Here is a 24,463-nt window from a genome sequence, read left to right on the forward strand (position 1 = left end):
GTCCGGCGTTACTTCCGCGCAGGCCCTAAAGCCGCGCCGGGTCGATGCCGGCCCGGGCCATCTCCTCCCGCACCGCGCGGGTCGGGCCCCGCCCGAACGCTCCCGCCAGCGTGGCCCGGGCCGCGGCCCCGTCGCCGCGCAGCGCGTGCTGGCCCGCCTTGGCCACCGCAAAGGCCAGCCCGCCGGGCACCGACCGGGGACGCCAGCGCCGCAGGAACGCGATCCGGGCGCGATGCTTGAACCATTCCGAGAAGGGCGAGGCGCGGCGCCGCGCGCCGGCCGAGCCGATAGAGGCGCCCGAGACGTGGCGGACCACGGCTTCGGGGCAGTGCAGAATCGGCATCGTGCCGCGGCGCTGCGCCCAGTCCACCTCCTCGTAATAGAGGAAATACCCCTCCGGCATCGGGCCCGCGCATTCGATGAAGGCCCGCGAGGCGACGAGGCTGGCGCCGGTGACAAAGTCGATCCGCGCCGGATCGGGCGGCGTGGCGTCGGCGGGCGCGTGCTGGTTCAGGTTGCGCGTCACGCCGGTGCGCCAGTCGATGACGCCGCCGTCGATCTGGATGCCGCCCGGCTCCTCGGCATAGAGCACGCGACCGGCGATCATCGCCCAGCCCTCCGGCGCGGGATGAGTGGCGAAGCGCGCGGGCGTCTTGGGCGGGACGATCGTGTCGGGGTTGAGGATCCAGAACCGCGCGAGCCCGGGATCGGCGCGCAATCGCTCGAGGCCGCGGTTCACCCCGGCCGCGAAGCCCCCATTCGGCGCCTCGATCACCTCGAGTTGGTGGGGCGCCGGCGCGACGCGGCCGCGGAGGCGCGCTACCGTGTCGTCGGGCGAGGCATTGTCGACGACCACGACGCGGAGCGCCACGCCGGGCGCGGCCAGGAGGCTGTCGAGGCAGGCGTCGATTACCTCCGCCGCGCGATGGGTGACGATGACCACCCCGAGGCGCGGCAGGCTCATCGTCGCGCGTAGCGGGGCGGGCGGGCCGCGCCCTGCGGCTCGGGGAAGCGGGTGTAGCTCGGGGCGGGACGGCGCGCCCGCTCCGCCCGCGTTTGGCGCTCGCCCTTGCCGGGCCGCGGCCCATCGGGCGCCACCTCGCTCGGTTCGGCCGGATGCAAAAGGAAAGCCGTCGAGCCGAGGATGAAGAAGGTGAAGGAGTAGATGTTGGTCCAGACATGGACGGTCGCCAGCGTGAAGGCCAGGCCGATCAGCGTGAAGACGCAGGCCCGGCGGATCCGCCCCTCGCGGCTTTCGGCGGCGAGTGGCAGGCGCATCAGCCGGACCAGGATCGTCAGCCAGCCTGCCGTCAGCAGCGCGAAAGCCGGCAGGCCGTAGCGCATCGCCGTCAGCAGCCAGAAATTGTCGACCGAGGAGGAGTGCATCCAGTCGGGCCGGACCCATTCGTTGAGCCCGATGCCGAGGATCGGATTGGCCCAGACATTCATCATCCCCCATTCGAAGATGATGGCCCGCCAATAGGCGTTATGGGCCGAGAAGGTGGCGTAGCTGAGGAAGACCTGGATGGCCGTGCGGTTCGACAGCAGGCCCACCGTGGCATAGGCCAGCGCGAAGAGCCCCACCAGCAGCCACCAGCGCCAGGTCAGCCGCCGGAAGGTGGCGGCCCAAACGATCATGCCGAGCTGCAGCGCGATGGCCAGCAGCGCGCCCGAGGACAGCGCGAGGAACCCCGCGCCCGCGACGGCGCCGGCGGCGAGCCAGCGGCGGGTGTCGGACATGGTGTCCTTCAGGCCGACGAAGGTCATCGAGAAGGCGATCGAGCAGAACAGGCCGAAATGGATCGGGTGCGCGAAAATGGCCTGCACCCGTTCGAGCCCGAGGCGGGGATCGGACGGGACCTCGTCGACCGAGACGAGGCCGGGGAGGGCCGCGATGGCCCGGACGATCGGCGAGGCGCCGGTCAGGGCCTCGTATATCGCCGCCGGCAGCACGATCAGGATGACCAGAAGGATGATCCGGCAGAAGCCGAGAAACGCCTCGACGCTGCGGATCGTGGCGCGGGCGATGACGTAGCCGCCGAGGAACTCGACGCCCACCGAGGGGGCCTGCTGGATCACGCGGTCGGGATTGTTGGCCAGAAGGGCGAGCGTCATCCATGCGGCGAATCCCACGAAGAGCCAATCGGTCGCGATCACCGGTCCGTAGCGGCCGCGCAGCAGCTGCGCGAGCAGGGGCAGCGTCACGGCCAGAAGCAGGATGCGCAGGCCGGTCAGGTAGAGCGGGCCCAGATGCATTCCGACCGGCACGACGACCGCCAGGAGGTAGAGCGGCACCAGCGCGCGCGACGCCGATCCGGTGGCGGGGGCGGCGCCCCGCAGATCCGTGGTCGCGGCGGTCATCGCAGCTGCGCCTCGCGCAGCCGGGGATGGCGCACGTCCAGCGTGAAGGCGCTGATCCAGCCCTCGAACGTGTCCTGCGTGCCGAAGGGATTGCCGAAGGTCAGACCCCAATGGGCGGCCTGCGGCATTCGGCCCTCGGCCAGGATGTCGCCCGCGGGCTTGCCGTCGATCTCGGCCCAGAGGCGGCCCTCGATCGCGTCGAAGCCGATGACGATGTCGCGGCCTTCGGCGGGCACCGGCCCCGAGGCGCGGGTGGCGAGGCGGATGGTCCGCGCGGCGTCGGTATGCAGCGCCACCTCGACGGTGCCGCGATCCCCGACGGTCATGACCAGCGCCTGGTGCAGGCGAAGCACCTCCCCCGCCGCGGCGGCTGCCGTCGGAATGCAGGCGCAGCGCCAGCCGGAACGCCTCGGCCCCGAAAAGCGGCGAGGTCTGGTCCACGCTGAGCCGGGTCTGCGGCTGCAGATCGCCCAGCAGGATCCGGCCGTCGGGCACGGCCACGGTCAGCGGCGCGTCGACGCCGTTGGCGATGCGAAGGGCCTCCGCCTCGGGGCGCAGGGCGATGGCGTCGGGCAAGTCCGCTGGCGCGTCGTCTGCGGCGGGCGCGGAGGGGCCGCGCAGCATCGGCGCGCCCACATCGCGGCCGGCCAGGGGGCCCGCGGCATGGGGGCGGAAATCGCCCAGCCGGGCGGGACGCGTGCGGTCCACGGTGCGGAACACCGCCTCGTAATGGCCGGGCTGGAAGGGGCGGCGGTCCTGCACGATTAGGTTGCCCGCGATCAGCCAGTCCTCGCGCGTATCCCCCTGCGGGACGGCATGGGCCACGTTGCCCAGAACCAGCACGTCGCGCGCCCCGTCGGCGATGCGGATCACCGGGGTGGAGAGATTGGGATCGCCCGCGACCTCCAGGGCCTTCGGGTCGCGGACCACGGTGTTGCGACGGATCGTCAGCCCGGACGTGTCGCCGATCGAGATGCCGTGCAGATGGGCGTTGACGATCACGTTGTCCTCGATCGTGACGTCCTCGTACAGCATCTCCGCCTCGGGCTGGAGCTCGTCGACCGTCTCGTTGCCCATGAAGATCGACTGGCTCCATGGCCCGTCGCCCGAGATCAGCCGGTTGCCGCGGATCGTGATCCGGCGGCTGGGGCGCGTCGTGCCGTTCGTCCAGAACTGGATCATGTCTGGATGCGCGCCCTCGGGCCGGCGGGTCGAGAAATCGCGGATCGTGTTGTCCTCGACCAGCAGGTCCGCAACCGCGGCAAAGTTCATCCCGTCCGAGCCAAGCCCGTGCAGAAGCGAGGCGCGGATCTCGACCCGTTCGCTGTAGGCGACGAGCAGGCCGGTGCGCAGGCCGGTGATCTCGGCCCCGGTGATCAGCAGGTCGCGGCTGTCGACGATGCGCAGGCCGGTGCGGCGCAGCGCGTCGGGGCCGTCGATCATGATATTCTCGAGCCGGACGAAGCGGCTGTCGGCGATCAGGTTCGGCTGGTCCGGGGCCGTCGCGGGCGGGGCGAGAGTCAGGCCGCGCAGCGTCACGCCCGCCACATCGCGCAGCGTCAGCCCCGCGAGGCGCGGCGGGTCGGCGCGGTCATGGGCGCGCAGGACGATGGGTGCCTGGGGCGTTCCGGCCAGGCCGGTCACCGCGAGCGGCGCGTAGGTGCCGGGCGCCAGCGAGAAGACGTCGCCCGGCCCCGCGCCTTGCAGGTCGGTGGCGAGGCTGTCCGGCGTGGAGCGGACCACGCGCTCGGCGGCGGCGGGGAGCGCGACGCAGGCCGCCAGCCATGCCACGCCGATGGCGCGGGCAAGGATGCCGCGGGAATGGATCATCGCCTGTTCTCCTGCCGGTCGGGGCCGGCGAACTGCTCGCTCGGGGCCCTCTCATTCGGGGCCTTTGGAGTCAGGCTAGGCAGGCGGTGCTGCCCGCGCCAAGGCTTTTCGCCTCGGGCGGGCGCGTCGGGGCCCGGGGTGTGACGCGGCTGCGTCAGCCTAGCGCCACCGCCGCCGCGACGAGGATGCCGAACCCGGCCGCCGCCAACGCGAGGCTGCGCCAGGGCAGGGGCGTGCCCGCGGCGCGCGCGAAGGCCCAGGCCGACAGCACAAGGCCCGCGCCTTCCGCGGCGCAGCCCAGCCAGACAAGCCACAGCACATCCGCGCCGTTCGACAGCGCCACCCAGCCCACGATGAGCGCCGCGATGCGTGGCAGGTTCGACACGACCGCGTTCGCGGTATCGCCGCGCGCGAGGGCCGAGAGGGCCGGCCCGGTCTTGGCCAGCCGGATGCCCTGCATCACGGCCATCGGCCCGACCAGCGTCGCGAGCGGCGCCCAGGCCGTGCCCGCGACGAAAGCGGGCAGGATCGACGCCCCGACCAGGCCCACCAGTCCAAGCGCCATCCCGCAGAGGATGCACAGCGCGATGAAGCGGGCGGTGGCCCCGGCGAAGTCCGCCTGCCGGTCGGCCAGCTCCGAGAGCTTCGGCAGGCTCGCGGTGCCCAGGCTGCCCGCCAGGACGAGCGACGGCGTCAGCGTGAGCGTCACCGCCAGCGCGAAGCTGCTGAGGCTTTCCATCCCGGCGAGCCGCCCGACGATCATCTTGTCGCCCTGCATCACGAAGAACAGAAGTCCCGCGTTGAGCAGGATCGGCCAGCCGAAGCGCAGCGTCCGGCCCCAGAGCGCGGCGTCGAAGACCGGCCGGAAGCGGCGTTCGGCGACGACATGCGACAGGATCGCGGCCAGCGCGGCATAGGCCACCAGCGCGCCCAGCATCACGCGCCAGTCGCCCAGCCACCAGGCCAACGGCCAGATCAGGATCAGCGAGACCAGCGCCGGGGTCGTCTGCACCCCGATCAGCGCGCCGAAGCGGCCGGCGCGGTTGTAGCGATGCATGTCGAAATGCTGCAGCGCGTTGCAGAACGGCACCAGAGCCAGCGCGGCATAGCCCCAGGCGACCTGCGGCACGGCGAAGAACCACGCCAGCGGCCAGGCCAGCGCCAGCATCAGAAGGGTGGCCAGCAGGCCGCGGAACAGCTGGAAGCCCTGCAGCGCATCCTGCAGGCGCGGGTCGTCCCCGTCGCGGGCTTGCACGATCTGCTGCTGCAGCCCGAAGGCCGAGGCCATCTCGACCGCCGCGATGGCGACGACCAGCGTGGCGGCGATGCCGTAATCCTCGACCGGGATCAGCGCCGCCAGCGCGAGGTTGCGCGCGAAGAGCAGCGCCGAATGGGCCGCATTGCCGGACAGGAGAAGGAAGGCGGAACGAAGCATCGGGGCAACAGGCGGCAAGGGTGGCGCGGCGGCGCGGGTTGCCGGCTTGTGCGGGCCGCGCCATGCTCGGGTCAAGCACCGCGCCCGCGACCGGGCCGATCCAGAGGCGGGAGCAGGCGTGACATCCCCTTCCCGGACGAGCGGGGCGGCCGGGCCCCGCGCCGCCGTCATCATCCCGCATTTCAACGATCCCGACCGGCTGGCGCGTTGCCTCGCCGCGCTGATGGGCGACCTGCCCGATTGCGTCGAGGTGCTGGTGGTCGATAACGGCTCGCACAGCGATCCGGGCGCTTGGCTCCGGCGCGACTTCCCGGAGGTGAGGCTGCTCTGCGAGACGCGCCCCGGCGCGGGGCCCGCGCGCAACCGCGGCGCGGCGGAGACGGATGCGGAGCTTTTGCTGTTTCTCGACGCCGATTGCGTGCCGGGGCCCGGCTGGGTCGCGACGGCGCTGTGCGCGGCGCGGGAGGCCGACCTCGTGGGCGGCGACGTGGAGATCTTCGACGAGACGCCGCCGCCGCGCAGCGGGGCCGAGGCCTTCGAGACGACCTTCGCCTTCGACATGCGCCGTTATCTCGACGAGGTGGGCTTCCTGGGCAGCGGGAACCTGGTGACGCGCCGGGAGGTGCACGCGGCGCTGGGCGGCTTCCGGCCGGCGGTGTCGGAGGACAAGGATTATTCGCACCGCGCGCGGGCGGCGGGCTTCACGCTGGGCTACGTGGCCGAGATGCGCGTCGGGCATCCGTCCCGCGCCGACTGGCCTGCGCTGCGCGCCAAGTGGCGCCGCCTGACCGACGAGGCCTGGGCGCTGCACCGGGCCGAGGGGCGCGGGCGGCTGGCCTGGGTGGGCCGGGCACTGCTGATGCCGGTCTCGGTGCTGGCGCATCTGCCCCGCGTGTTGCGCGCCCGAACTCTCACCCCCGGCGAGCGCTGGCGCGCGGCGGGGACGCTGCTGCGGATCCGCATGGCCCGGATGCTGTGGATGCTGCGTCAGGCGCTCGCCCCGTAGCCGTAGCCATAGCCGTATCCATAGGCATGCCCGTCGCCCGGATGGGCGCATTTGTTCAGCACCACGCCCAGCACATTGGTCTGCGCCGCGAGGTCGCGCTCGCAGGCATCGACCTGGCGCAGCGTCGATTGCTCGGCCGCGGCGACGATCATCGCGGCATCGGCATTGGGCATGAAGGCGATTGCGTCGTCGCTGACCATGACGGGCGGCAGGTCGAGCAGGATCAGGTCCGGCTCGAACTGATCGGCGAGGCGGTCGAGGAACTGCGCCATCGAGCGGCCGTGGATCAGCGCCGAGGGGTCGCGTACGGCCCGCGCGGTGCTCGCGATGGCGAGATTGTCGCCCAGGCGCGTCATCTCGCCGGCCGGGTCGGCGCGTTCGACGATGGCGCGGGGGATGTGCTTTTCGCCGTCGAGGCCTAGGAGTCGCGCCAGCATCGGGCGGCGCAGGTCCAAATCGACGACGATGGTGCGCACGTCGGTCTGCCGCGCCAGCGACAGCGCGAGGTTCAGCGTCACCGTGCTCTTGCCGCAGCCGGGGCCGGGCGATGTGATGGCGATGCGCTTGTAGCCCTTGGTCTCGGCCTGTTGCAGGATCCGCGTGCGCAGCACGTCGAAGGGCGCGCTGCGGGGGCCGTCCTCGCGGGTGACGATCCGGTTGCGCTCCAGGTGCCGGGGATCGGGCTCGAAGGCGTCCAGCCCGGCCCAGGCCATCAGCGCCTCGCCCGTGGGCTCGTCGACCTCCGGCATCGTGGCGCTGCGGGCGAGAACGGCGTCGCGCGCGGCGCGGGCCTGGCGGATGGCGGCTTGAAGACGGTCCATGTCGTGTCCTTCCGGGGCGGTCGGGTCAGAATTCGAGGAGGCGCGCGGCGCGCGCGAGAAGGTCGTCCGGCGCGGGCAGCCAGCCGCCGACGGCGGCGCCGGCAAGCGTCAGGCCGAGCAGGGCGAAGGCCACAGCGAGGGCGGGCCGGATGCGCCGCTTGGCGACGGCGTCGGCGGGCAGGGTCTCGGGCCCGGCGAGGATCGGCAGGGTCGCCAGAGGCACGATGCCCAGATGGCGCTGCAGGTCGACCGGGCGGCGCAGGAAGCCCAGGCGCAGCTCCAGCAGGACGACGATCATCAGGCCGATGGCGACGCCCAGGCCCGAGCCGGCCAGCGCCACCGCCTCGCGATTGGGGCGGGCGGGCTTGCGCGGGATGGCGGCTTGTTCGATCACCGCGACGCGCTGGCCCTTCGACAGCGCCTCGATCGCGTCGCCGGTTTCGGCCATGGCCTTGGCCTCGACGGCCTGGTTGTAGAGCGCGCGCAGGTTCTGGTGGTCTTCTTCCAGCGACGCCAATTGCGCGGCCTTGACCGGCGCGCGGGCCAGCCCCCCGCGCAGCCGCTCAAGCTCCTCGAGCAGCAGGCGGCGCAGCTCGGCGGCCTCGGCCAGCTTGCCGTCGATCTCGTCGCGATGGCGGTGATAGGCGGAGCGGCCGCCGGCGCCCTCGTTGCGGTCGGCGTCGAGGCGGCGCGAGAGGCGCGCGATGCGGTCCTCGATCTCGGGGATGCCCGGGTCGCCCTGGGGCAGGTCGGCCAGCGTCTCGCGCAGGGCGACGATCTGGCGGCCCTCGTAGCTGCTGGCGCGCAGGTTGCTGCCGGCCTCGCGGCGGCGAACCGTCTCGTGCAGGCGGGTCAGGCGCTCGCGCTCGCGCTTGAGCGCGTCGCTTTCGCGGGCGATGCGGGACAGCTCTTCCTCGATATCGGCGACGCGCGACAGTTGCAGCTCGCGCGTGCCGGGCAGGGCCTCCTCGTGCTCCTGGCGGAAGGCCATCAGCGTCGCGCCGCTGGCCGACAGCTCCTGCTGCAGGCGCGAGACCTCCTGGTCGAAGAATTCCAGCGTCTGCCGGGCGACCGAGGTGCGCATCTCGACATCCTCGGCCATGACGCGGGTCACCAGTTCGTTGGCGACCGAGGCGGCCATGACGGCGCTGCCGGCTTCGAAGCGGATGTCCAGCATGGTCGCACGCTCGGTGTCGCGGCGGTTCTCGGCGCCATCGATGGTGAAGACGATGCGCTCGCGCAGATCCTCGACGATCTCGTCGGGGGCCGGGCGCTCGCCCTCGTAGACGTTCAGGCGGTTGGCGATATCGAGGAGCGCCTCGCGCGACAGCACGCGCTGCTCGATGATCTGCAGATGCTCGTAGGCGGCGGTCTGCACGGTCGAGGCGGCCAGCTCGTCGGGGATCTTCTCGGCCTCGACGACGAGCCGCGCGCCCGCCTCGTAGACCGGCGGCAGGCTGATCGCGACGCCCAGGCCCGAGCCCGTGCAGACGAAGAGCGCCAGCAGGAACCAGGGCAGGCGCCGCTTGAACAGCGAAAGGTAGAATAGGACGTCGGACATGCCTCAGGCCCCGCTGGCCAGGCGCAGGCGGCCGGGGCGGGTCGCGGGGCCGGAGGGCCGGTCGGGTGCGGCGGCCAGGGGCGCCAGGAACATGTCCTGTTCCAGCACCTGCTGGACCAGCGCGGCGCCGATCGTGGGCGCGGTCTCGGACAGCGCGAAGATCATCGTCATCTCGCAGAGCTGGTTGACCGAGCGCGGCAGCCCGGAGGTCACCGAATGGATCAGGGACAGCGCGGCGGGCTCGAACAGGTCCTCGGCCCCGCCGACGGCGGCGAGGCGGGCGGCGACGTAATCGGCCAGCGCGGCGCGCGACAGCGGCGGCAGGGCGGCCCAGACGCCGACGCGCTGGGCAAGGCCCAGGAGCTCGGGGGCGCGCAGCCGGTCGCGCAGCAGGCTGTGGCCCGACAGCACGACCTGCAGAAGCTGGTCCGCGGCGGTGTTGATATTCGACAGGATCCGCAGCTCGTCCAGCGCGGCGGTCGACAGGCTCTGGGCCTCGTCCACGACCAGCACCATGCGGCGTCCGGCGGCGTATTCCGCGATCAGCGCGTCCTGCAGCCGGGTGAAAAGCTCGGTGGGCGCGGCGTCGGCGGCGATGTCCTCGCCCAGCGCCTGAAGGACCCAGGGCAGGACCGAGCCGGTGCCCTGGCGCAGCCCGGACATCAGGACCACGCGCTGCGCGGGATCGGCATCGGCCATGATCCGCAGCAGGAGCGAGGTCTTTCCGGTGCCGGCGTCGCCGGTCAGGACGATGAAGGGCGCGCCCGTCATCAGCCCGTATTCCAGGGCAGCATGCGCACGGACGACGCCGGGGCCGCAATAGCTCAGCTCCGCGTCGGCGAGGACGCCGAAGGGCCGGCCGTCCATCCCGTATTGCGCTCTATAGAGGTCTTCGACGTCTGCCATCGTCTTCCGTCCCGTAATCTGCCCGTGGCCTCGTTCGTCTTGCCGGCGACTCGTTCGGTCGCATTAACCACGGTCCCAACCTCGTGCCGGAATCCGTCGCGAATAAGGCGGGGTCCGAGGCGATTCCGGGGCGGATGAAGGCGCAAATGCGGTCTTGCGCGAAGCTGACCCGAAATCTGTCCGGCCCCGCCACATTTGCCCCGCCACCTGCCATCGAATCCGCCTCATCCCCCGTCATGAGGGTTAACGACGCGGGCAGCTCCGTCCGCGGCACGACAGACGAGGCGCCCCATCCATGACCCTGCGATTCGATCCCGAGACCGCCGTCGCGACGCCCGTGGCCGCCCGCAGCGCGACCGTCGCGCCCGGGCTCAGCTACCGCGCGCATCTCAAGCGGGTGCTGGACGTGACGCTGGTCCTGCTGGCGCTGCCGGCGATCCTGCCGGTGATCGCGGTCTTCGCGGCGCTGGTGGCGCTGGACGGCGGCTCGCCCTTCTACGCGCAGGAGCGGTTGGGCCTCGGCGGGCGGCGGTTCCGCATGTGGAAGCTGCGCTCGATGGTCGTCGATGCCGATGCCGCGCTGGCGCGGCACCTGGCCGCCGATCCCGAGGCCCGCGCCGAATGGGCGCGCGACCAGAAGCTGCGCCGCGATCCGCGCATCACGCGGGTCGGCCGGCTGATCCGCGCCGTCTCGATCGACGAGCTGCCGCAGGTCTTCAACGTGCTGACCGGCGATATGAGCCTGGTCGGACCGCGCCCGATGCTGCCCGAGCAGCGCGCGCTCTATCCCGGGCGCGCCTATTATCGCCTGCGCCCCGGACTGACCGGCGCCTGGCAGGTCGCGGGCCGCGGCCGGACGAGCTTTGCCGCCCGGGCCGAGTTCGACATGTCCTACGATGCGGCGCTCGGCCTAGGCGCCGATCTGCGCATCATCGCGGCGACCGTCGGTGTTGTCCTGCGCGCCACAGGTCGGTGAGCATCGCGGCCGGGTCATGCCGCTGCGCTGGCCGCACGGGCCCCGGTCCGGCAGGGTTTCCAAAAAGAAGAACGAGCAGTGGATATTCAAATGACAGTCAGACCGTTCAAGCGGCTGGCGGTCGCGGCTTCCGTCGCGGTCGTCCTCCTTTCAGGATGCCAATCCGACGAGGCGCGTATCGACGAGCTCTTCGCCTCGGCCGAGGCGTTCGTCGAGGACCGCGACTTCGCCCGCGCGCTGATCCAGTATCGCAACATCCTCAAGATCGACGGCGACCATGCCGAGACGCGGATCGCGCTGGGCCGGATGTTCCTGTCGCAGGGCTATCTGCGCGAGGCCGCGCGCGAATACACGCTGCTGTCCGAACGCCAGCCCGACCGGGTCGAGTGGCGCTTCGCGCTGGGACAGATCGCGGTGATGCAGACCGACTGGGACGCGCTGCGCCGCCATGCCGACATCGCCGAGGGTATCGCCCCGGACGCGTCCGAGACCGCCATCCTGCGCCATGCGGTCGCCTTCCGCGACGCGATGCGCGAGAACGATCCGCGCGCCCGCGACGCGCTGGCCGAGACCATCGCCCCGCTGCGCGCGGCGCGCCCCGACGAGCCGGTGATGCTGCGCATCGCGCTGGAGGCCGCGCTCGATGCCGGGCGCGAGGCCGAGGCGCTGGCGATCCTCGACGACACGCTGGGCCGCGACCCCTACCGCGCCGACCTGCAGGTGATGCGCATCCGCCTCCTGGCCGATGACGGGCGCGAGGACCCGGTCGATCAGCGCCTGATGGAGCTGGTCGCGCTCTACCCGAGCGACCCCGAGATCGTGTCGATGCTGGTGGCCCGGCACATGTCGCAAGGCCGCGTGACCGAGGCGGGACAGGTCCTGCGGGCCCTGACCGACGGGGCCCCGGCCGACGATGTGGGCGCACGCGCCGTCCTTGTGCGGTTCCTCTTGCGCACCCAGGGCCCCGATGCCGCGCTGGCCGAGCTGGCGCGCCAGCGCGAGGCGGCGGGCGACGGGCCGGGCGCACGGCTCTATGCCGCGATGGAGCGGGCGATCCGCTTCGATACCGGCGAGCGCGCGGGCGCGATCGACGGGCTGCGCACGCTTCTGGCCGAGGGCGAGGAGGGCGGCGAGGCGCGGATGATCCGCGTTCTGTTGGCCCGGATGCTGGACCGGCAGGGCGAGCGCCGCGAGGCGCGCGCCGAGGTCGAGACCGTGCTGGGCGCCGATCCGGGCGAGGTGGGCGCGCTGAAGCTGCGCGCCGGCTGGGCCATCGAGGCGGAGCGCCCGAAGGACGCCATCGTCGACCTGCGCTCCGCGCTGTCGCAATCGCCGCGCGACACCGATCTTCTGAACCTGATGGCCGCCGCGCACAGCCTGGACGGCAATCCGGGTCTCGCGATGGAGCAGCTTGCGCAGGCCGCGCAGGTCTCCGGCCATGCCGCCGCCGAGACCGAGCGCTATGCCCGCGCCCTGATCGGCGAGGGCCGCGACCGGCTGGCGCTGCGCGTGCTGCAGGCTGCGCAGGACGCGGCGCCGGGCCATCTGGGCGTCAGCCGCCTGCTGGGCGAGCTGCATATCGATGCGGGCGACTGGGGCGGGGCGCTGCAGGCCGCCGCGCATATCGACCGCATCCCGGGCGAGGCGGCCGCCGCGGCCGCGGCCTCGCTGCGTGCGGGCGTCGCTCTCAAGCGGGAACCGCGCCGCGACGGGCTGGGCGATCTCTACGATCCCGAAAGCCTGGAACAGCCGGCGCTGACCCGCGCCGTCTCCGAGCTGATCGCCATCGACGAGGCGCCGCTGGCGCTGAGCCATATCGAGACGATTCGCGCCGAATATCCCGACGCGCCGGCGCTGGCGCTGATCCGGGCGGAACTTCTGGGCCTGACCGACCGGCTGGCCGAGGCGGCGGGCGCCTACGAGGCGCTGCTCGATCATCCCGAGCTGGCCGAGGCCGCGACGCTGCGCCTGTTCGGCCTGAAGGCCGGGCAGCAGGACCTGGCGGGTGCGACGGCGGTGCTGGCGCGCGGGCTGCGCGATCACCCGGATCTCGCTGCCGCTGCGCCTCTTGGAGGCGGATCGCCTGTCGGCGTCGGGCGACACGGCGGCCGCCATCGCGCTTCTCCGTGCGCTGCATGCCGACGCGCCGCGCAACGCGATGGTCGCCAACAACCTCGCCGCGCTGATCTCGGTCACGACCGACGACCCCGCCGCGCTGGCCGAGGCGGCGCGGATCGTGGCGCCCCTGCGCGGCGATGCGCGGCCCGAGGTTTCGGACACGATCGGCTGGATCGACTTCCTGCGCGGCGACGCGCAGGGCGCGCTGCCGCTGATGCGCCGCGCCGCGCGGGGCATGCCCGCGGATCCGGGCGTGCAACTGCGCCTCGGGCAGGTCCATGCCGCGCTGGGCGAGACCGAGGCCGCGGCCGCGGCCTTCGCCGCGGTGCTGGACCTGGCCGGACCCGAAGCGCCCCTGGCCCGCGACGCGCAGGCCCGGCTCGACGCGCTGCCGAAGGACGGCTGAGCGCATGGCCTGGACCGGCGCCGCCACCCGCGCCGCGCCGCCTTGGGGTCTGGCGGCGTTGGGCCTCGCGCTCGGCGTGTCGCTGCCCGTGTTCTGGCCGGGCCTCGTCTCGCTGGTCGCGGCCTGGCTGACGCCGGAATACAGCCACGGGCCGCTGATCCCGCTGATCTCGCTGTTTCTGTTCCTGCGCGAGATGCGCGACGCCCCCGCCCCGCCCGACGCCGCGCCCGACCGCCGGCCGGGCCTCGCGCTGGGCGTGGTCGCGTTGCTGCTGGCGCTGGCGGGCAATCGCACGGGCATCCCCGACCTCGTGACCTACGGGCTGATCCTGTGGGTCATGGCGCTGGTGCTGGCCGCGATGGGCTGGACGCGGGGCCGGCGGCACTGGGCCTCGGTCTTCCACCTGATCTTCATGCTGCCGCTGCCGCAGGTCGTGTTCTGGCAGGTCTCGACCGCGCTGCAGACCGTGTCGGCCGAGATCGGCGTGGCGCTGGTGACGCTGGCGGGCGTTCCGGTGCTGCTGGAAGGCCATGTGATCGACTTGGGCGTCTACAAGCTGCAGGTGGCCGAAGCCTGTTCGGGGCTGCGCTATCTCTTCCCGATCCTCAGCTTCTCCTATCTCGTGGCGATCCTCTATCGCGGACCCTTCGCGCATAAGGCGCTGTTGTTTCTGATGGCCGCGCCGCTGGCCGTCCTCCTGAACGCCGCGCGGATCGGCGTGATCGGCATCCTCGTTGACCGATTCGGCATCGCCCATGCCGAAGGGTTCTCGCATCTCTTCGAGGGCTGGGTGGTGTTCGGCCTCTGCCTCGCGATCCTGCTCGGCACCGCGCGCGCCCTGGCCGCCTTCCGCGGTACGACCGGGCCGATGCTGGATCTCGACACCGACGGGCTGGCCCGCCAGGCGGCGCATCTGCCGGCGATCGGCGGGGCCGGGGCGCTGGCGGGGCTCGCGCTTATGGCGGCCGGGGCGCTGGCGCTCGACCGCCCGGCCCCCGCGCCGGACGACATCGCGCGCGCGCCGCTCGCGCCCTTCCCGATGCGCATCGGCGCCTGGGACGGACAGCGGGCGTCGCTCGACGACGAGACGCGGCGCGTGCTGGCCGCCTCGGACACGCTGGTCGCCGATTACGTCGCGCCCGGGGCCGCGGCGCCGGTCTCGCTCTTCGTGGCGTGGTACGCGCGGCAGACCAACGGGGCGGGGCTGCATTCGCCCGAGGTCTGCCTGCCCGCGGGCGGCTGGGAGATCGCCGAGCTGCGCCAGCAGAGCGTGCCGCAGGGCTTCGAGGTCAACCGCGCGGTGATCCGCAAGGGGCTGGAGCGCCAGCTCGTCTGGTACTGGTTCGAACAGCGCGGCACGCGCCTCACCTCCGCCTGGCAGGCCAAGTTCTCGGCGCTGCGCGACGGGCTGGTCGCGGGCCGCAGCGACGGCACGATCGTGCGGCTGGTCACGCGGGTGCGCGACAACGAGGCCGTGGATCAGGCCGAGGCGCGGCTGCAGGGCTTCCTCGACGCCGCGCTGCCGCAGATCGCGGGGCATCTGCCGGAGTAGTCGGTCCCGGGCCGGGCAGGGGATCAGCCCTTCGAGAACACCCGCTCGTAGGCGGCCAGAAGCTGCGGCGCGGAATGGTCCCAGCTCAGCCGCTCGAGCACGCGAGCCCGCCCCCGCCGGCCCATGGCGCGCGCCTCCTCGGGGTGGTCCATCAGCCACGCCACCTTCGCCGCGAAATCCTCCGGATCGTTGGCGCGGGCGTAGAGCGCGGCATCCCCCGCCGAGGCGCGGCCCTCGGTCAGGTCGAACTGCACCAGCGGCATTTCGAGCGTCATGTATTCCATGACCTTGTTCATGGTGGAGATGTCGTTCATCGCGTTCTTCGGATCGGGCGCCAGCCCGATATCGCAGGCATTCAGCGCCGCCAGCATCGCCTCGCCGTAGAGCGCGCCGGTGAAGGTGAAGTGATCGGCGAGCCCCAGGTGCGCGACCTCGGCCTCGACCGCGTCCTGGTGCGGGCCGAAGCCGATCACGACGACATGCACGTCGTCCTTTCCCAGTTCGCGGACGAGATGGCCCACCGCGGCGACCATGATCTCCAGCCCCTCCTGCTGGCCGATGATGCCGATCCAGCCCAGCACGGTGCCCGCGCGGCGATAGGCGGGGTCGCCGGGGCCGGGAGTGAATTTCTCGATCCGGGGGGCGGAGCGGACGACGAACACGTCCTCGGCGGCCATGCCGCCCCGGTCCCGAGCGATGCGGGCGAAGCTTTCATTGGTGGCGATGGAGACCTGCGCGCAGGCGAAGGTGATCCGCTCCCAGAGGCGCATGACGCCGTAGAGCAGGCCGCGCTTGCCGAACTTGGCCTCGAAGAGCTCGGGGCAGACATCATGATGGTCGAACAGATAGCGCACCCCGGCCAGGCGGTAGCGCAGCGCCAGGAGCCAGATCAGGTCGGGCGGGTTGCAGCCGTGGATCACGTCGAAGCCGCGCTCGCGCCGCACGGTCCGGGCCAGCCGGAACCAGTGGCGGATCGCGTGCAGGTATTCGCGCGCATAGGCCACCGCGCCGGCATGCGCCTCGGGCGGGGCGGGGTGGCGGTAGATATGGACGCCGTCGATCTCCTCGTAGGCCGCGTCCCAGCCGCGGCCCATGGGGCAGATCACCGAGACCGCGTAGCCCGCGGAGCGCAGGGTCGTCGCCTCCAGCCAGACGCGGCGGTCGAGGGGGACGGGCAGGTTCTCGACCACGATCAGGACGCGGCGGGGAGGATCGAAGGACATGGCTCCGGATAGGCCGCGCGGCGCAGCGAATGACAAGCCGGGCGGGCGCAAAACCCCGCGCCGATGGCAGCCGCGCAACGCTTGGCGGCGCCGCGCGCGCGTGGCACCAAGGCGGCGCACCAAGGGGGAGCGATCCATGTCCAGTCCCGCGCGCCATGGCGGCGCCCTTCTGATCGACTGCCTCGCGGCGCAGGGCGTCGAGCGCGTCTTCTGCATCCCGGGCGAGTCCTTCCTCGCCGCGCTGGACGGGCTGCACGATGCCGCCATCCCGGTCCATGTCGCGCGGCAGGAGGGCGGCGCGGCGATGATGGCCGAGGCGATGGGCAAGCTGACCGGTCGGCCCGGCGTGGCCTTCGTGACGCGGGGCCCCGGCGCGACGAATGCCAGCGCGGGCGTGCATGTGGCGATGCAGGACTCGACCCCGATGGTGCTGTTCGTGGGCGACGTGGCTTCGGACCAGCGCGACCGCGAGGCCTTCCAGGAGGTGGATTACCGCGGCATGTTCGGCCCGCTCGCCAAATGGGTGGCGCGGATCGACCGGGCGGACCGCATCCCCGAATATGTCAGCCATGCCTTCCACGTCGCGCAATCGGGGCGGCCGGGGCCGGTGGTGCTGACGCTGCCCGAAGACATGCTGTCGGGGCCGGCCGGGGGCGCGGCGGTCCCGGCGGCCAGCCTGCCCTCGGGCAAGGCGGCGGAGGACGACATCGCCGCCATCCTGGACCGGCTGGGTGCGGCGGAGCGGCCCTTCGTGATCGTGGGCGGCGGCGGCTGGAGCGCCGAGGCCCATGCCGCGATCGGGACCTTCGCGGAGGTGATGGGCCTGCCCGTCGGCGCGTCCTTCCGCTGCCAGGATTACATTGATAACGACCACCCGAACTATGCCGGCGATGTCGGCATCGGGATCAACCCGAAGCTCGCGCAGCGCGTGCGGGACGCTGACGTGATCCTGAGCCTCGGCGCGCGGCTGGGCGAGATGACGACCTCGGGCTACACGCTGCTGACCCCGCCGGTGCCGGCGCAGGCCCTGATCCATGTCCATGCCGACCCGTCCGAGCTGGGCCGCGTTTATCGCCCGGAGCTCGCGGTCGTCGGCCGGCCCGGGCCGGTGGCGGTGCAACTGGCGGCCGCCGCGCGGGCGCGGGCGGGCGGCGACTGGCTGTCCGGGGCGCGGGCCGATTACGAAGCCTGGCAGAGGCCCGAGGAGACGCCTGGCGCGCTGAAGATGGAGCGCGTGATCGCGCATCTGGGCGCGGTGCTGCCGCGCGACGCGATCCTGACCAACGGGGCGGGCAACTACTCGGCCTGGGCGCATCGCTACCACCGCTACCGCGCCTGGCGCAGCCAGCTCGCGCCGACCTCCGGCTCGATGGGTTACGGGCTGCCGGCGGCGATCGCGGCCAAGCTGCACGATCCCGCGCGCGAGGTGATCTGCCTGGCCGGGGATGGCTGCTTCCAGATGGTGAGCCAGGAATTCGGCACGGCCTGCGCCGAAGGCGCGAACGTCATCGTGCTGGTCTGCGACAACGGCATGTACGGGTCGATCCGGATGCACCAGCAGAAGCATTATCCGAAGCGGGTCTCGGGCACGGTGCTGAAGAACCCGGATTTCGCCGCCTTGGCCCGCGCGCATGGCGGCCATGGTGAAACGGTGGCGGAGGATGCGGCCTTCGCGCCCGCGCTGGAGCGGGCGCGGGCGGCGGGGGTGCCGGCGATCATCCACCTGAAGATGGACCCCGCGGCGCTGTCGCCCCGCCTGCGGCTGGAGGACTGAGGCCAGAAGGGAAGGTCTTTCGTACGAAAGATCTCCCCCTTCTCCGTCGCGCTCAGAAGAACGCCTGCAGCCCGGTCTGCGCGCGGCCCAGGATCAGGGCGTGAACGTCGTGGGTGCCCTCGTAGGTGTTCACCGTCTCGAGGTTCATCATGTGGCGGATGACGCCGTATTCCTCGGAGATGCCGTTGCCGCCATGCATGTCCCGGGCCAGCCGGGCGATATCCAGCGCCTTGCCGCAATTGTTGCGCTTGATCAGGCTGATCTGCTCGGGCGCGGCCACGCCCTCGTCCATGCAGCGACCGACGCGCAGCGCGGCCTGCAGGCCCAGCGCGATCTCGGTCTGCATGTCGGCGAGCTTCTTCTGGAAGAGCTGGGTCTGCGCCAGCGGGCGCTTGAACTGCTTGCGGTCGAGCCCGTATTGCCGCGCCGCGTGCCAGCACCATTCGGCCGCGCCCATCACGCCCCAGGCGATGCCGTAGCGCGCGCGGTTGAGGCAGCCGAACGGCCCCTTCAGCCCCGAGACGCCCGGCAGCAGCGCGTCCTCGCCGACCTCGACGCCGTCCATGACGATCTCGCCCGTGGTCGAGGCGCGCAAGCTCTGCTTGCCGCCGATCTTGGGGGCCGACAGACCCTTCATGCCCTTTTCCAGCACGAAGCCGCGGATTTTGCCGTCATGCGCCTCGGACTTGGCCCATACGACGAACACATCGGCGAAGGGCGCGTTGGAGATCCACATCTTCGAGCCCGAGAGGACGTAGCCGCCATCGGTCTTCTTCGCGACGGTCTTCATGCCGGCGGGGTCGGACCCGGCATCGGGCTCGGTCAGGCCGAAGCAGCCGATCAGCTCGCCCGAGCAGAGGCCGGGCAGGTATTTGCGGCGCTGCGCCTCCGAGCCGTAGGCGTGGATCGGGTAGATCACGAGGCTCGACTGCACCGACATCATCGAGCGATAGCCCGAGTCGACGCGCTCGATCTCGCGCGCGATCAGGCCGTAGGTGACGTAGCTCGCGCCGAGCCCGCCATATTCCTCCGGCAAGGTGGCGCCCAGAAGGCCCGCGGCGCCCATCTTCGGGAAGAGCTCCGGTGCGGCGGTTTCCTTGGCATAGGCCTCACGCACGACGGGCTGCAATTCGGTCTGGGCGAAGGCGTTCGCCGCGTCGCGCAGCATCCGCTCGTCTTCGGAGAGCTGGTCTTCCAGCCGCAGCGGGTCGTCCCACTGGAAGCTGGCGAGGTCGGGGCCGAAGCCGGGGGCTTGGGTGTCCTTGGGCATGGTCGTCTCCTCAGGCGGTCTGGGTCTCGGGGTCGGCCAATCGGTCGGCGAAATGGGTCACGAGACGGTGTTTCAGTATCTTTCCCGTCGGCGCGGCCGGCAGGGCCGTCGCGGCGATGATGCGTTCGGGGCGCTTGTACGCCGCCAGCCGCTCGGCCGCAAAGGCGCGCAATGCCGCGACGTCGAGCGCGTCGGGGTCGACGCATTGCACGAAGGCCAGCACCTCCTCGTCGCCGCCGGGCTTCGCGCGGCCGATCACGGCGCATTGTATCACGTCGGGATGATCGTTGAGCGCGGCCTCCACCTCGGGCGGGTAGACGTTGAACCCGCCGCGGATGATCAGCTCCTTGCAGCGGCCGACCACGGTCAGGCGGCCGTCGGCGTCGAGGCGCCCGAGATCGCCGGTGCGCAGCCAGCCCTCCGGCGACAGGACGCGCGCCGTCTCCGCAGGGTTGCGATAGTAGCCGGCCATCACATGCGGCCCCCGGGTCAGGATCTCGCCCACGCCCGCCTCGCCGCCGCCCATCGCCTCGTCCAGCTTGATCTCGATGCCGGGCAGGGCCGGGCCCACGCTGACATCGGGGGTGCCGATCGGATTGCGGGTCCCGCAGATCCCGGCGGTCGATTCGGTCATGCCGTAGCCGTTCTGTAGCGGCAGCCCGTAGAACGCCTCGGCCTTGCGCTTCCAGGCCGGGTCGAGCGGCGCCGCGCCGGAGGAGACGTAGCGCAGCTTCGCGTCCGTCAGACCGGGCAGCCCGCCGCGCGCGACGTGATCCATCAGGAGCGCGTGCATCTGCGGCACGCCGGGGAAGACGGTGGCGCCGTCGATCAGGGCCGCGTGCAGGGCGGCGGGCGAGAAGCGGGCTTCCAGCCGGATGGTCGCGTGAACCGTGGTGGCTGCCATCAGCATGGAGGCCAGCCCGAAGACATGCGTCATCGGCAGAACGCCGTAGATCGTGTCGGTGGCCTCCATGTTGCGCAAATTGGCCGAGGTCAGGCCGGCGAAGCGCAGGTTGCCATGGGTCAGCATCACGCCCTTTGGGTCGCCCGTGGTCCCGGTGGTGTAGAGGATGACCGCCGTCTCCGGATCGGCGGCGGGGGTCGGCGCGCCCGTCCAGGCCGCGAGCCGGATGCCGGGAATGACGCAGGCCTCGGCGCACGCGGCCGCGGCATGGGCCGCCGCATCGGGCGAGACGGCGGCGGTGAAGGCCATGAGGCGCGGGCCGCAATGCGCCGCGATCTTCGCCAGCTCGGCCGCCGTCATCCGCGCGTTCACCGGCACGGCCACCGCGCCCAGCTTCGCGGCGGCGAAGATCAGGACGGTGGTAGCGTGGCAGTTTTCGGCCACAAGGAGCAGGCGGTCGCGCGGGCCGAGTCCTTGCGCGGCCAGCACCCCGGCGACGGCGTCGATGGCGGCGGCGTGTTCGGCATAGGTGACCGGGCGGCCGTCGCAATCGATGATGGCGATGCCCTCAGGCCGCGCCGCGGCGGCGGTTTCGACGAGATGGTGGATGAGCTCCATCACATGGCCTTTCGCAGGGGCGCGGGGCGCAGGCGCGCCAGCGCCGTCTCCGCCTCGGATTCCAGTTGCGCCACGATCCGCGCCAGCGGCGCGACGCGATCCGCGAAGCCCAGCGCCTGACCCGCCGAGAGCATACCACGCGACACGTCGCCGGTGGCATAAGCCTGCCGCCCGATCTTGCCCGAGACCAGCGGCATCAGGCGGTCGATCCCGACCTGCGGGTCGTCGCGCTCGATCGCTGCGACCTCCTGCGCGGTGTCGTTGGCCAGCGTGCGGATCGTGTTGCGGACGCTCGCCATGGTGAGGAGCGTATCGCGCTCGCCCGCCGCGGCCATGGCCGCCTTGTAGTCGGGATGGGCGGGCAGCTCCTCGGCCACGAGGAAGCGCGTGCCGATGACGACGCCCGCGGCGCCCGCGGCCAGCGCGCCGACGAGCTGGCTGCCGGTTCCGATGCCGCCGCCGATCAGGAACGGGATGCCGAGGCGCCGCTCGGCCAGCGCCTCGTTGACGACGGTGCCGATCAGGTCGAGCCCGGGATGTCCGCCGCATTCGGCGCCCACGATCGCGACCATGTCGACGCCGACGCGCTCGGCCTTCTGGGCGAACCGGACCGAGGGCACCTTGTGCAGCACGGTGATGCCCGCGTCCTTCAGGATCGGCAGGTAGGGCTCGGGATTGCGGCCCGAGGTCTCGACATGGGCGACGCCTTCGCCCGCGATCAGGCGGAAGGTTTCGGCCACGTGCTCGCCCTCGACCAGCTTGGGCAGCATCGAGACGTTCACGCCGAAGGCGCGGCCGTCGCAGAGGTCGCGGGCGCGCGCGATCTCGGCGCGCAGGTCAGCCGGGTCCGGGAAGCTGGCGGCGGTGATGAAGCCGATGATGCCCGCCTCGGCGCAGGCGGCGACGTAGTCGGCGTTCGACAACCACATCAGGCCGCCCGCCACGATCGGCAGGCGCGTGCCGAAGGCGCGGGTCAGGGGCGTGTCGAAGACCGGGTCGGTCATGCCAGCCGCTCCGGCGGGACGCGCTTGAAGACGCCGGTGGCGGTGGCGATCAGCCGGGGGCCGGCGCGCAGCTCACCCTCGACGAAGACGAGGCTGCGCCCGCCGCCGGTCACCCGGCCCGTGGCCTCCAGCGCGTCGCCCGCATGGGCGGGGGCGTGGAAGTTGAGCGTCATCGAAACGGTGAGGAAGGGCGCGGTGCCGCTGTCGTCCACGGTCAGGCTGGCGGTCGCGCCCAGCGCATTGTCGAGACAGGCCGCGGCGATCCCGCCATGCAGCGCGCGGTGGCGGTTCAGGTGATCTTCCGTCAGCGTCAGGCGGCAGCGCGCCCGCCCGTCGCCGCGCCCGACGTCCAGCACGTAGCCCAGCAGGCGCTGGGTGCCGGTCTCGCCCTCGATGATCCCGTCCGCCATGGCTCAGGCCGCGCGCAGCGCGATGAAGCGCTCGAGATGGTGCAAGGCGTCGCCGAAGCGGTGGTCGACCATGGTCAGCCGCTTCGCCAGATGGCCCAGATCGTACTCCATCGTCATGCCGATGCCGCCATGCATCTGGATCGACTCCTCGACCACCAGCCGCGCGACCTCGCCGATCAGGTTCTTGGTTGCGGCGACATGCAGGTCGCGGTCGGGCCCGTCGAGATTGCCCGCGAGGTTGATCACGGCGGAGCGCGCCTGCTCGATCTCGATCAGCATATCGGCCATGCGGTGCTGCAGCACCTGGAACTTGCCGATGGGCTGGCCGAACTGCTTGCGGGTCTTGAGGTAGTCGGCGGTCAACCCGCGGATCGCTTCCATCAGGCCCAGCGCCTCGGCGCAGATGGCGAGCGTGGCGCGCGCCTCGGCGCGGGCGAGAATGGCGCCCGCCTCCTCGGCCAGCAGCGTGGCGGGCGCGGCGTCGAGCGCGAGTTCCGCCGCCGTGCCGCCGCCGTTCAGCGGATAGGGCCGGAAATCGAGCGCCGCGGCCTCGACGCGGAACAGGCCCAGCCCCGCATCGGTGCGCGCCGTCACGAGGAAGGCCTCGGCCGCGGCGGCATTGACGACGACCGCCTTGCGCCCGGTCAGGCGCCAGGCGTCGCCGTCCCGCGCGGCGGCGGTCTCGGCCGTGCTGCTGTCGTAGCGCGCACCCGGCTCGCCATGGGCGAGGGCTAGCTGCGTGCCGCCGGCGATCACGCCTTCGACCGCCTCCGTATCGCCCAGCTCCGCCAGCAGCCCGCCGCAGAGCACGCCGGTGTCGAGCATGGGATCGACCGCGCCGGCGCGGCCCAGTTCCTCGAAGACGAGCGCGATATCGAAGCCGGTGCCGCCGAAGCCGCCCTGATCCTCGGTGAAGAGCGCCCCGATCACGCCCATCTCGGCCAGCCCGTCCCAGACCGCGCGCGGGAAGCCTTGCGGCGCCTCGGCCGCGGCGTTGCGGGTCTTCGCGTCATAGGTCTCGCGCAGGAAGCGGCGCAGGCCGTCCTGCAGCATCCGCGCTTCGTCGCTGAGTTCGAAATTCATCTTCAGAGCTCCAGCATCGACTTGGCGATGATCGTCCGCTGCACCTCGTTCGATCCGCCATAGATCGAGAGCTTGCGGTTGTTGAAATACTGCCCCGATGCGCGGGCGCCGTAGTCGGGGCCGATGGCGCCCGCGTTGTCGCCCTCCACCGCCTCGGACTGGAAGGGCATGGCGTAGGGCCCGATGGCGCTGCGGGTCAGGTGGTTGATCTCCTGTCGGATGACGGTGCCCTTGATCTTGAGCATCGAGGACTCGGCGCCCGGCGCGTTGCCCGCCGCCGCCGCCGAGACGACGCGCAGGTTGGTGGTGGCCATCGCCATCAGGTCGATCTCGACCCGGGCCACGCGGGCGGCGAAATGCGGGTTCTCGATCAGCGGGCGGCCGCCGGCGCGTTCGGCCCGGGCGATGCGCTTGAGATTGGCGAGCCCGGCATTGGCGAAGCCCACGCCCGCGATATTCGTGCGCTCATGCGTCAGCAGGTACTTGGCATAGGTCCAGCCCTTGTTCTCCTCGCCCACCAGGTTCTCGACCGGCACGCGGACATCGCTGAACCAGACCTCGTTGACCTCCGCCGTGCCGTCGAGCAGCACAATGGGCCGCACCTCGACGCCGGGGCTGTTCATGTCGATGAGCAGGAAGCTGATGCCCTTCTGCGGCTTGCCCTCTTTCGAGGTGCGTACGAGGCAGAAGATCCAGTTCGCGTATTGCCCGAGCGTGGTCCAGGTCTTCTGGCCGTTGACGATGTAGTGGTCGCCGTCGCGCACCGCCTCGGTCCGCAAGCTGGCGAGATCGGAGCCTGCGCCCGGTTCGGAATAGCCCTGGCACCACCAGTCGGTGCCGTCGAGGATGCGGGGCAGGTAATGGTCCTGCTGCGCCTTGGAGCCGAACTTCATCAGCACCGGGCCCAGCATGGCGACGCCGAAGGGCACGATGCGCGGCGCGCCGCGGGCGGTGGTCTCGTCCTCGAAGATGTGGCGCTGCACAGCGTCCCAGCCCGCGCCGCCGAATTCCTCGGGCCAGCTGCCCGCCAGCCAGCCCTTCTCGTTGAGGATGGCGTGCCATTCCTCGTGGTCGTCCTTGGTCAGCGCCCGGCCCTTGCGGCCCGCATCGGTCAGGCGCTCGGGCAGCTTGGCGTCGAGGAAGGCGCGGACTTCGTCGCGGAAGGTCTTCTGCGCGTCGGTGTAATCGAGGTTCATGGTCGGACC

The 24,463-nt window shown here is 71.9% G+C and carries 19 protein-coding genes; 5 read left to right on the forward strand and 14 right to left on the reverse strand.

Translation table 11 applies throughout. The features are described 5' to 3' along the window. Positions 1-25: 25 nt before the first annotated feature. The 3 genes from P8627_RS09405 to P8627_RS09415 form a co-directional block, all read right to left on the reverse strand. On the reverse strand, positions 26-964 hold the full coding sequence (locus P8627_RS09405; protein ID WP_279963842.1) for a glycosyltransferase family 2 protein: 939 nt from the start codon (positions 962-964) through the stop codon (positions 26-28). Then, on the reverse strand, positions 961-4,191 hold the full coding sequence (locus P8627_RS09410; RefSeq protein WP_279963843.1) for a right-handed parallel beta-helix repeat-containing protein: 3,231 nt from the start codon (positions 4,189-4,191) through the stop codon (positions 961-963). Before P8627_RS09410 ends, P8627_RS09405 begins: the two co-directional genes overlap by 4 nt. Positions 4,192-4,345: 154 nt before the next feature. Continuing rightward, positions 4,346-5,626, reverse strand: coding sequence for an oligosaccharide flippase family protein (locus P8627_RS09415; protein WP_279963844.1), 1,281 nt, complete (start codon positions 5,624-5,626; stop codon positions 4,346-4,348). 118 nt (positions 5,627-5,744) lie between these two features. Between P8627_RS09415 and P8627_RS09420 the strand changes: the two genes are divergently transcribed. Continuing rightward, positions 5,745-6,632 (forward strand): glycosyltransferase family 2 protein, encoded by an 888-nt coding sequence (locus P8627_RS09420; protein ID WP_279963845.1) that lies wholly within the window; start codon positions 5,745-5,747, stop codon positions 6,630-6,632. Here the strand turns inward: P8627_RS09420 and P8627_RS09425 are convergent. From P8627_RS09425 to P8627_RS09435, 3 genes are read right to left on the reverse strand one after another with little or no spacing between them, the layout of a single operon-like run. Beyond that, positions 6,614-7,453, reverse strand: a complete 840-nt coding sequence (locus P8627_RS09425; protein WP_279963846.1) for a CpsD/CapB family tyrosine-protein kinase — start codon at positions 7,451-7,453, stop codon at positions 6,614-6,616. The genes P8627_RS09420 and P8627_RS09425 overlap by 19 nt on opposite strands. A gap of 25 nt (positions 7,454-7,478) precedes the next feature. After that, positions 7,479-9,014, reverse strand: a complete 1,536-nt coding sequence (locus P8627_RS09430; protein ID WP_279963847.1) for a GumC family protein — start codon at positions 9,012-9,014, stop codon at positions 7,479-7,481. 3 nt (positions 9,015-9,017) lie between these two features. Beyond that, positions 9,018-9,920 carry an ExeA family protein gene (locus tag P8627_RS09435; protein WP_279963848.1) on the reverse strand — a complete coding sequence of 301 codons (903 nt, stop codon included), beginning with the start codon at positions 9,918-9,920 and terminating at the stop codon, positions 9,018-9,020. Positions 9,921-10,215: 295 nt separating this feature from the next. On the opposite strand from P8627_RS09435, the gene P8627_RS09440 reads away from it, so the two are divergent. Continuing rightward, positions 10,216-10,896, forward strand: a complete 681-nt coding sequence (locus tag P8627_RS09440; RefSeq protein ID WP_279963849.1) for a sugar transferase — start codon at positions 10,216-10,218, stop codon at positions 10,894-10,896. A gap of 150 nt (positions 10,897-11,046) precedes the next feature. Here P8627_RS09440 and P8627_RS17060 read toward each other — a convergent pair whose 3' ends face one another. Then, positions 11,047-13,011: a hypothetical protein gene (locus P8627_RS17060; protein WP_407932926.1), complete on the reverse strand. Its 1,965-nt coding sequence runs from the start codon at positions 13,009-13,011 to the stop codon at positions 11,047-11,049. Positions 13,012-13,249: 238 nt separating this feature from the next. Between P8627_RS17060 and P8627_RS17065 the strand changes: the two genes are divergently transcribed. Next, positions 13,250-13,420, forward strand: a complete 171-nt coding sequence (locus P8627_RS17065; protein WP_407932979.1) for a hypothetical protein — start codon at positions 13,250-13,252, stop codon at positions 13,418-13,420. A gap of 4 nt (positions 13,421-13,424) precedes the next feature. Beyond that, entirely contained in the window at positions 13,425-14,972 is a 1,548-nt protein-coding gene (gene xrtD / locus P8627_RS09450) for a VPLPA-CTERM-specific exosortase XrtD (RefSeq protein WP_407932927.1), read from the forward strand. A gap of 23 nt (positions 14,973-14,995) precedes the next feature. Here xrtD and P8627_RS09455 read toward each other — a convergent pair whose 3' ends face one another. Next, complete coding sequence (locus P8627_RS09455; RefSeq protein ID WP_279963851.1) at positions 14,996-16,195, reverse strand: glycosyltransferase family 4 protein; 1,200 nt, start codon at positions 16,193-16,195, stop codon at positions 14,996-14,998. A gap of 136 nt (positions 16,196-16,331) precedes the next feature. On the opposite strand from P8627_RS09455, the gene P8627_RS09460 reads away from it, so the two are divergent. Continuing rightward, positions 16,332-17,969: a thiamine pyrophosphate-binding protein gene (locus P8627_RS09460; protein ID WP_279963852.1), complete on the forward strand. Its 1,638-nt coding sequence runs from the start codon at positions 16,332-16,334 to the stop codon at positions 17,967-17,969. A 52-nt stretch (positions 17,970-18,021) separates the two neighbouring features. Here the strand turns inward: P8627_RS09460 and P8627_RS09465 are convergent, their stop codons facing one another. From P8627_RS09465 to P8627_RS09490, 6 genes are read right to left on the reverse strand one after another with little or no spacing between them, the layout of a single operon-like run. Continuing rightward, positions 18,022-19,239: an acyl-CoA dehydrogenase gene (locus P8627_RS09465; protein WP_279963853.1), complete on the reverse strand. Its 1,218-nt coding sequence runs from the start codon at positions 19,237-19,239 to the stop codon at positions 18,022-18,024. A gap of 10 nt (positions 19,240-19,249) precedes the next feature. Continuing rightward, on the reverse strand, positions 19,250-20,761 hold the full coding sequence (locus P8627_RS09470) for a class I adenylate-forming enzyme family protein (RefSeq protein ID WP_279963854.1): 1,512 nt from the start codon (positions 20,759-20,761) through the stop codon (positions 19,250-19,252). Next, positions 20,761-21,765 (reverse strand): NAD(P)H-dependent flavin oxidoreductase, encoded by a 1,005-nt coding sequence (locus P8627_RS09475; RefSeq protein WP_279963855.1) that lies wholly within the window; start codon positions 21,763-21,765, stop codon positions 20,761-20,763. Before P8627_RS09475 ends, P8627_RS09470 begins: the two co-directional genes overlap by 1 nt. Beyond that, on the reverse strand, positions 21,762-22,175 hold the full coding sequence (locus tag P8627_RS09480) for a PaaI family thioesterase (RefSeq protein ID WP_279963856.1): 414 nt from the start codon (positions 22,173-22,175) through the stop codon (positions 21,762-21,764). The genes P8627_RS09475 and P8627_RS09480 overlap by 4 nt, the downstream gene beginning before the upstream one ends. 3 nt (positions 22,176-22,178) lie before the next feature. Continuing rightward, positions 22,179-23,258: an acyl-CoA dehydrogenase family protein gene (locus tag P8627_RS09485; RefSeq protein WP_279963857.1), complete on the reverse strand. Its 1,080-nt coding sequence runs from the start codon at positions 23,256-23,258 to the stop codon at positions 22,179-22,181. A gap of 2 nt (positions 23,259-23,260) precedes the next feature. Continuing rightward, complete coding sequence (locus P8627_RS09490) at positions 23,261-24,454, reverse strand: acyl-CoA dehydrogenase family protein (RefSeq protein WP_279963858.1); 1,194 nt, start codon at positions 24,452-24,454, stop codon at positions 23,261-23,263. Positions 24,455-24,463 lie beyond the last annotated feature (9 nt).

It is taken from the genome of Jannaschia sp. GRR-S6-38 (assembly GCF_029853695.1).
Taxonomy (GTDB): domain Bacteria; phylum Pseudomonadota; class Alphaproteobacteria; order Rhodobacterales; family Rhodobacteraceae; genus Jannaschia; species Jannaschia ovalis.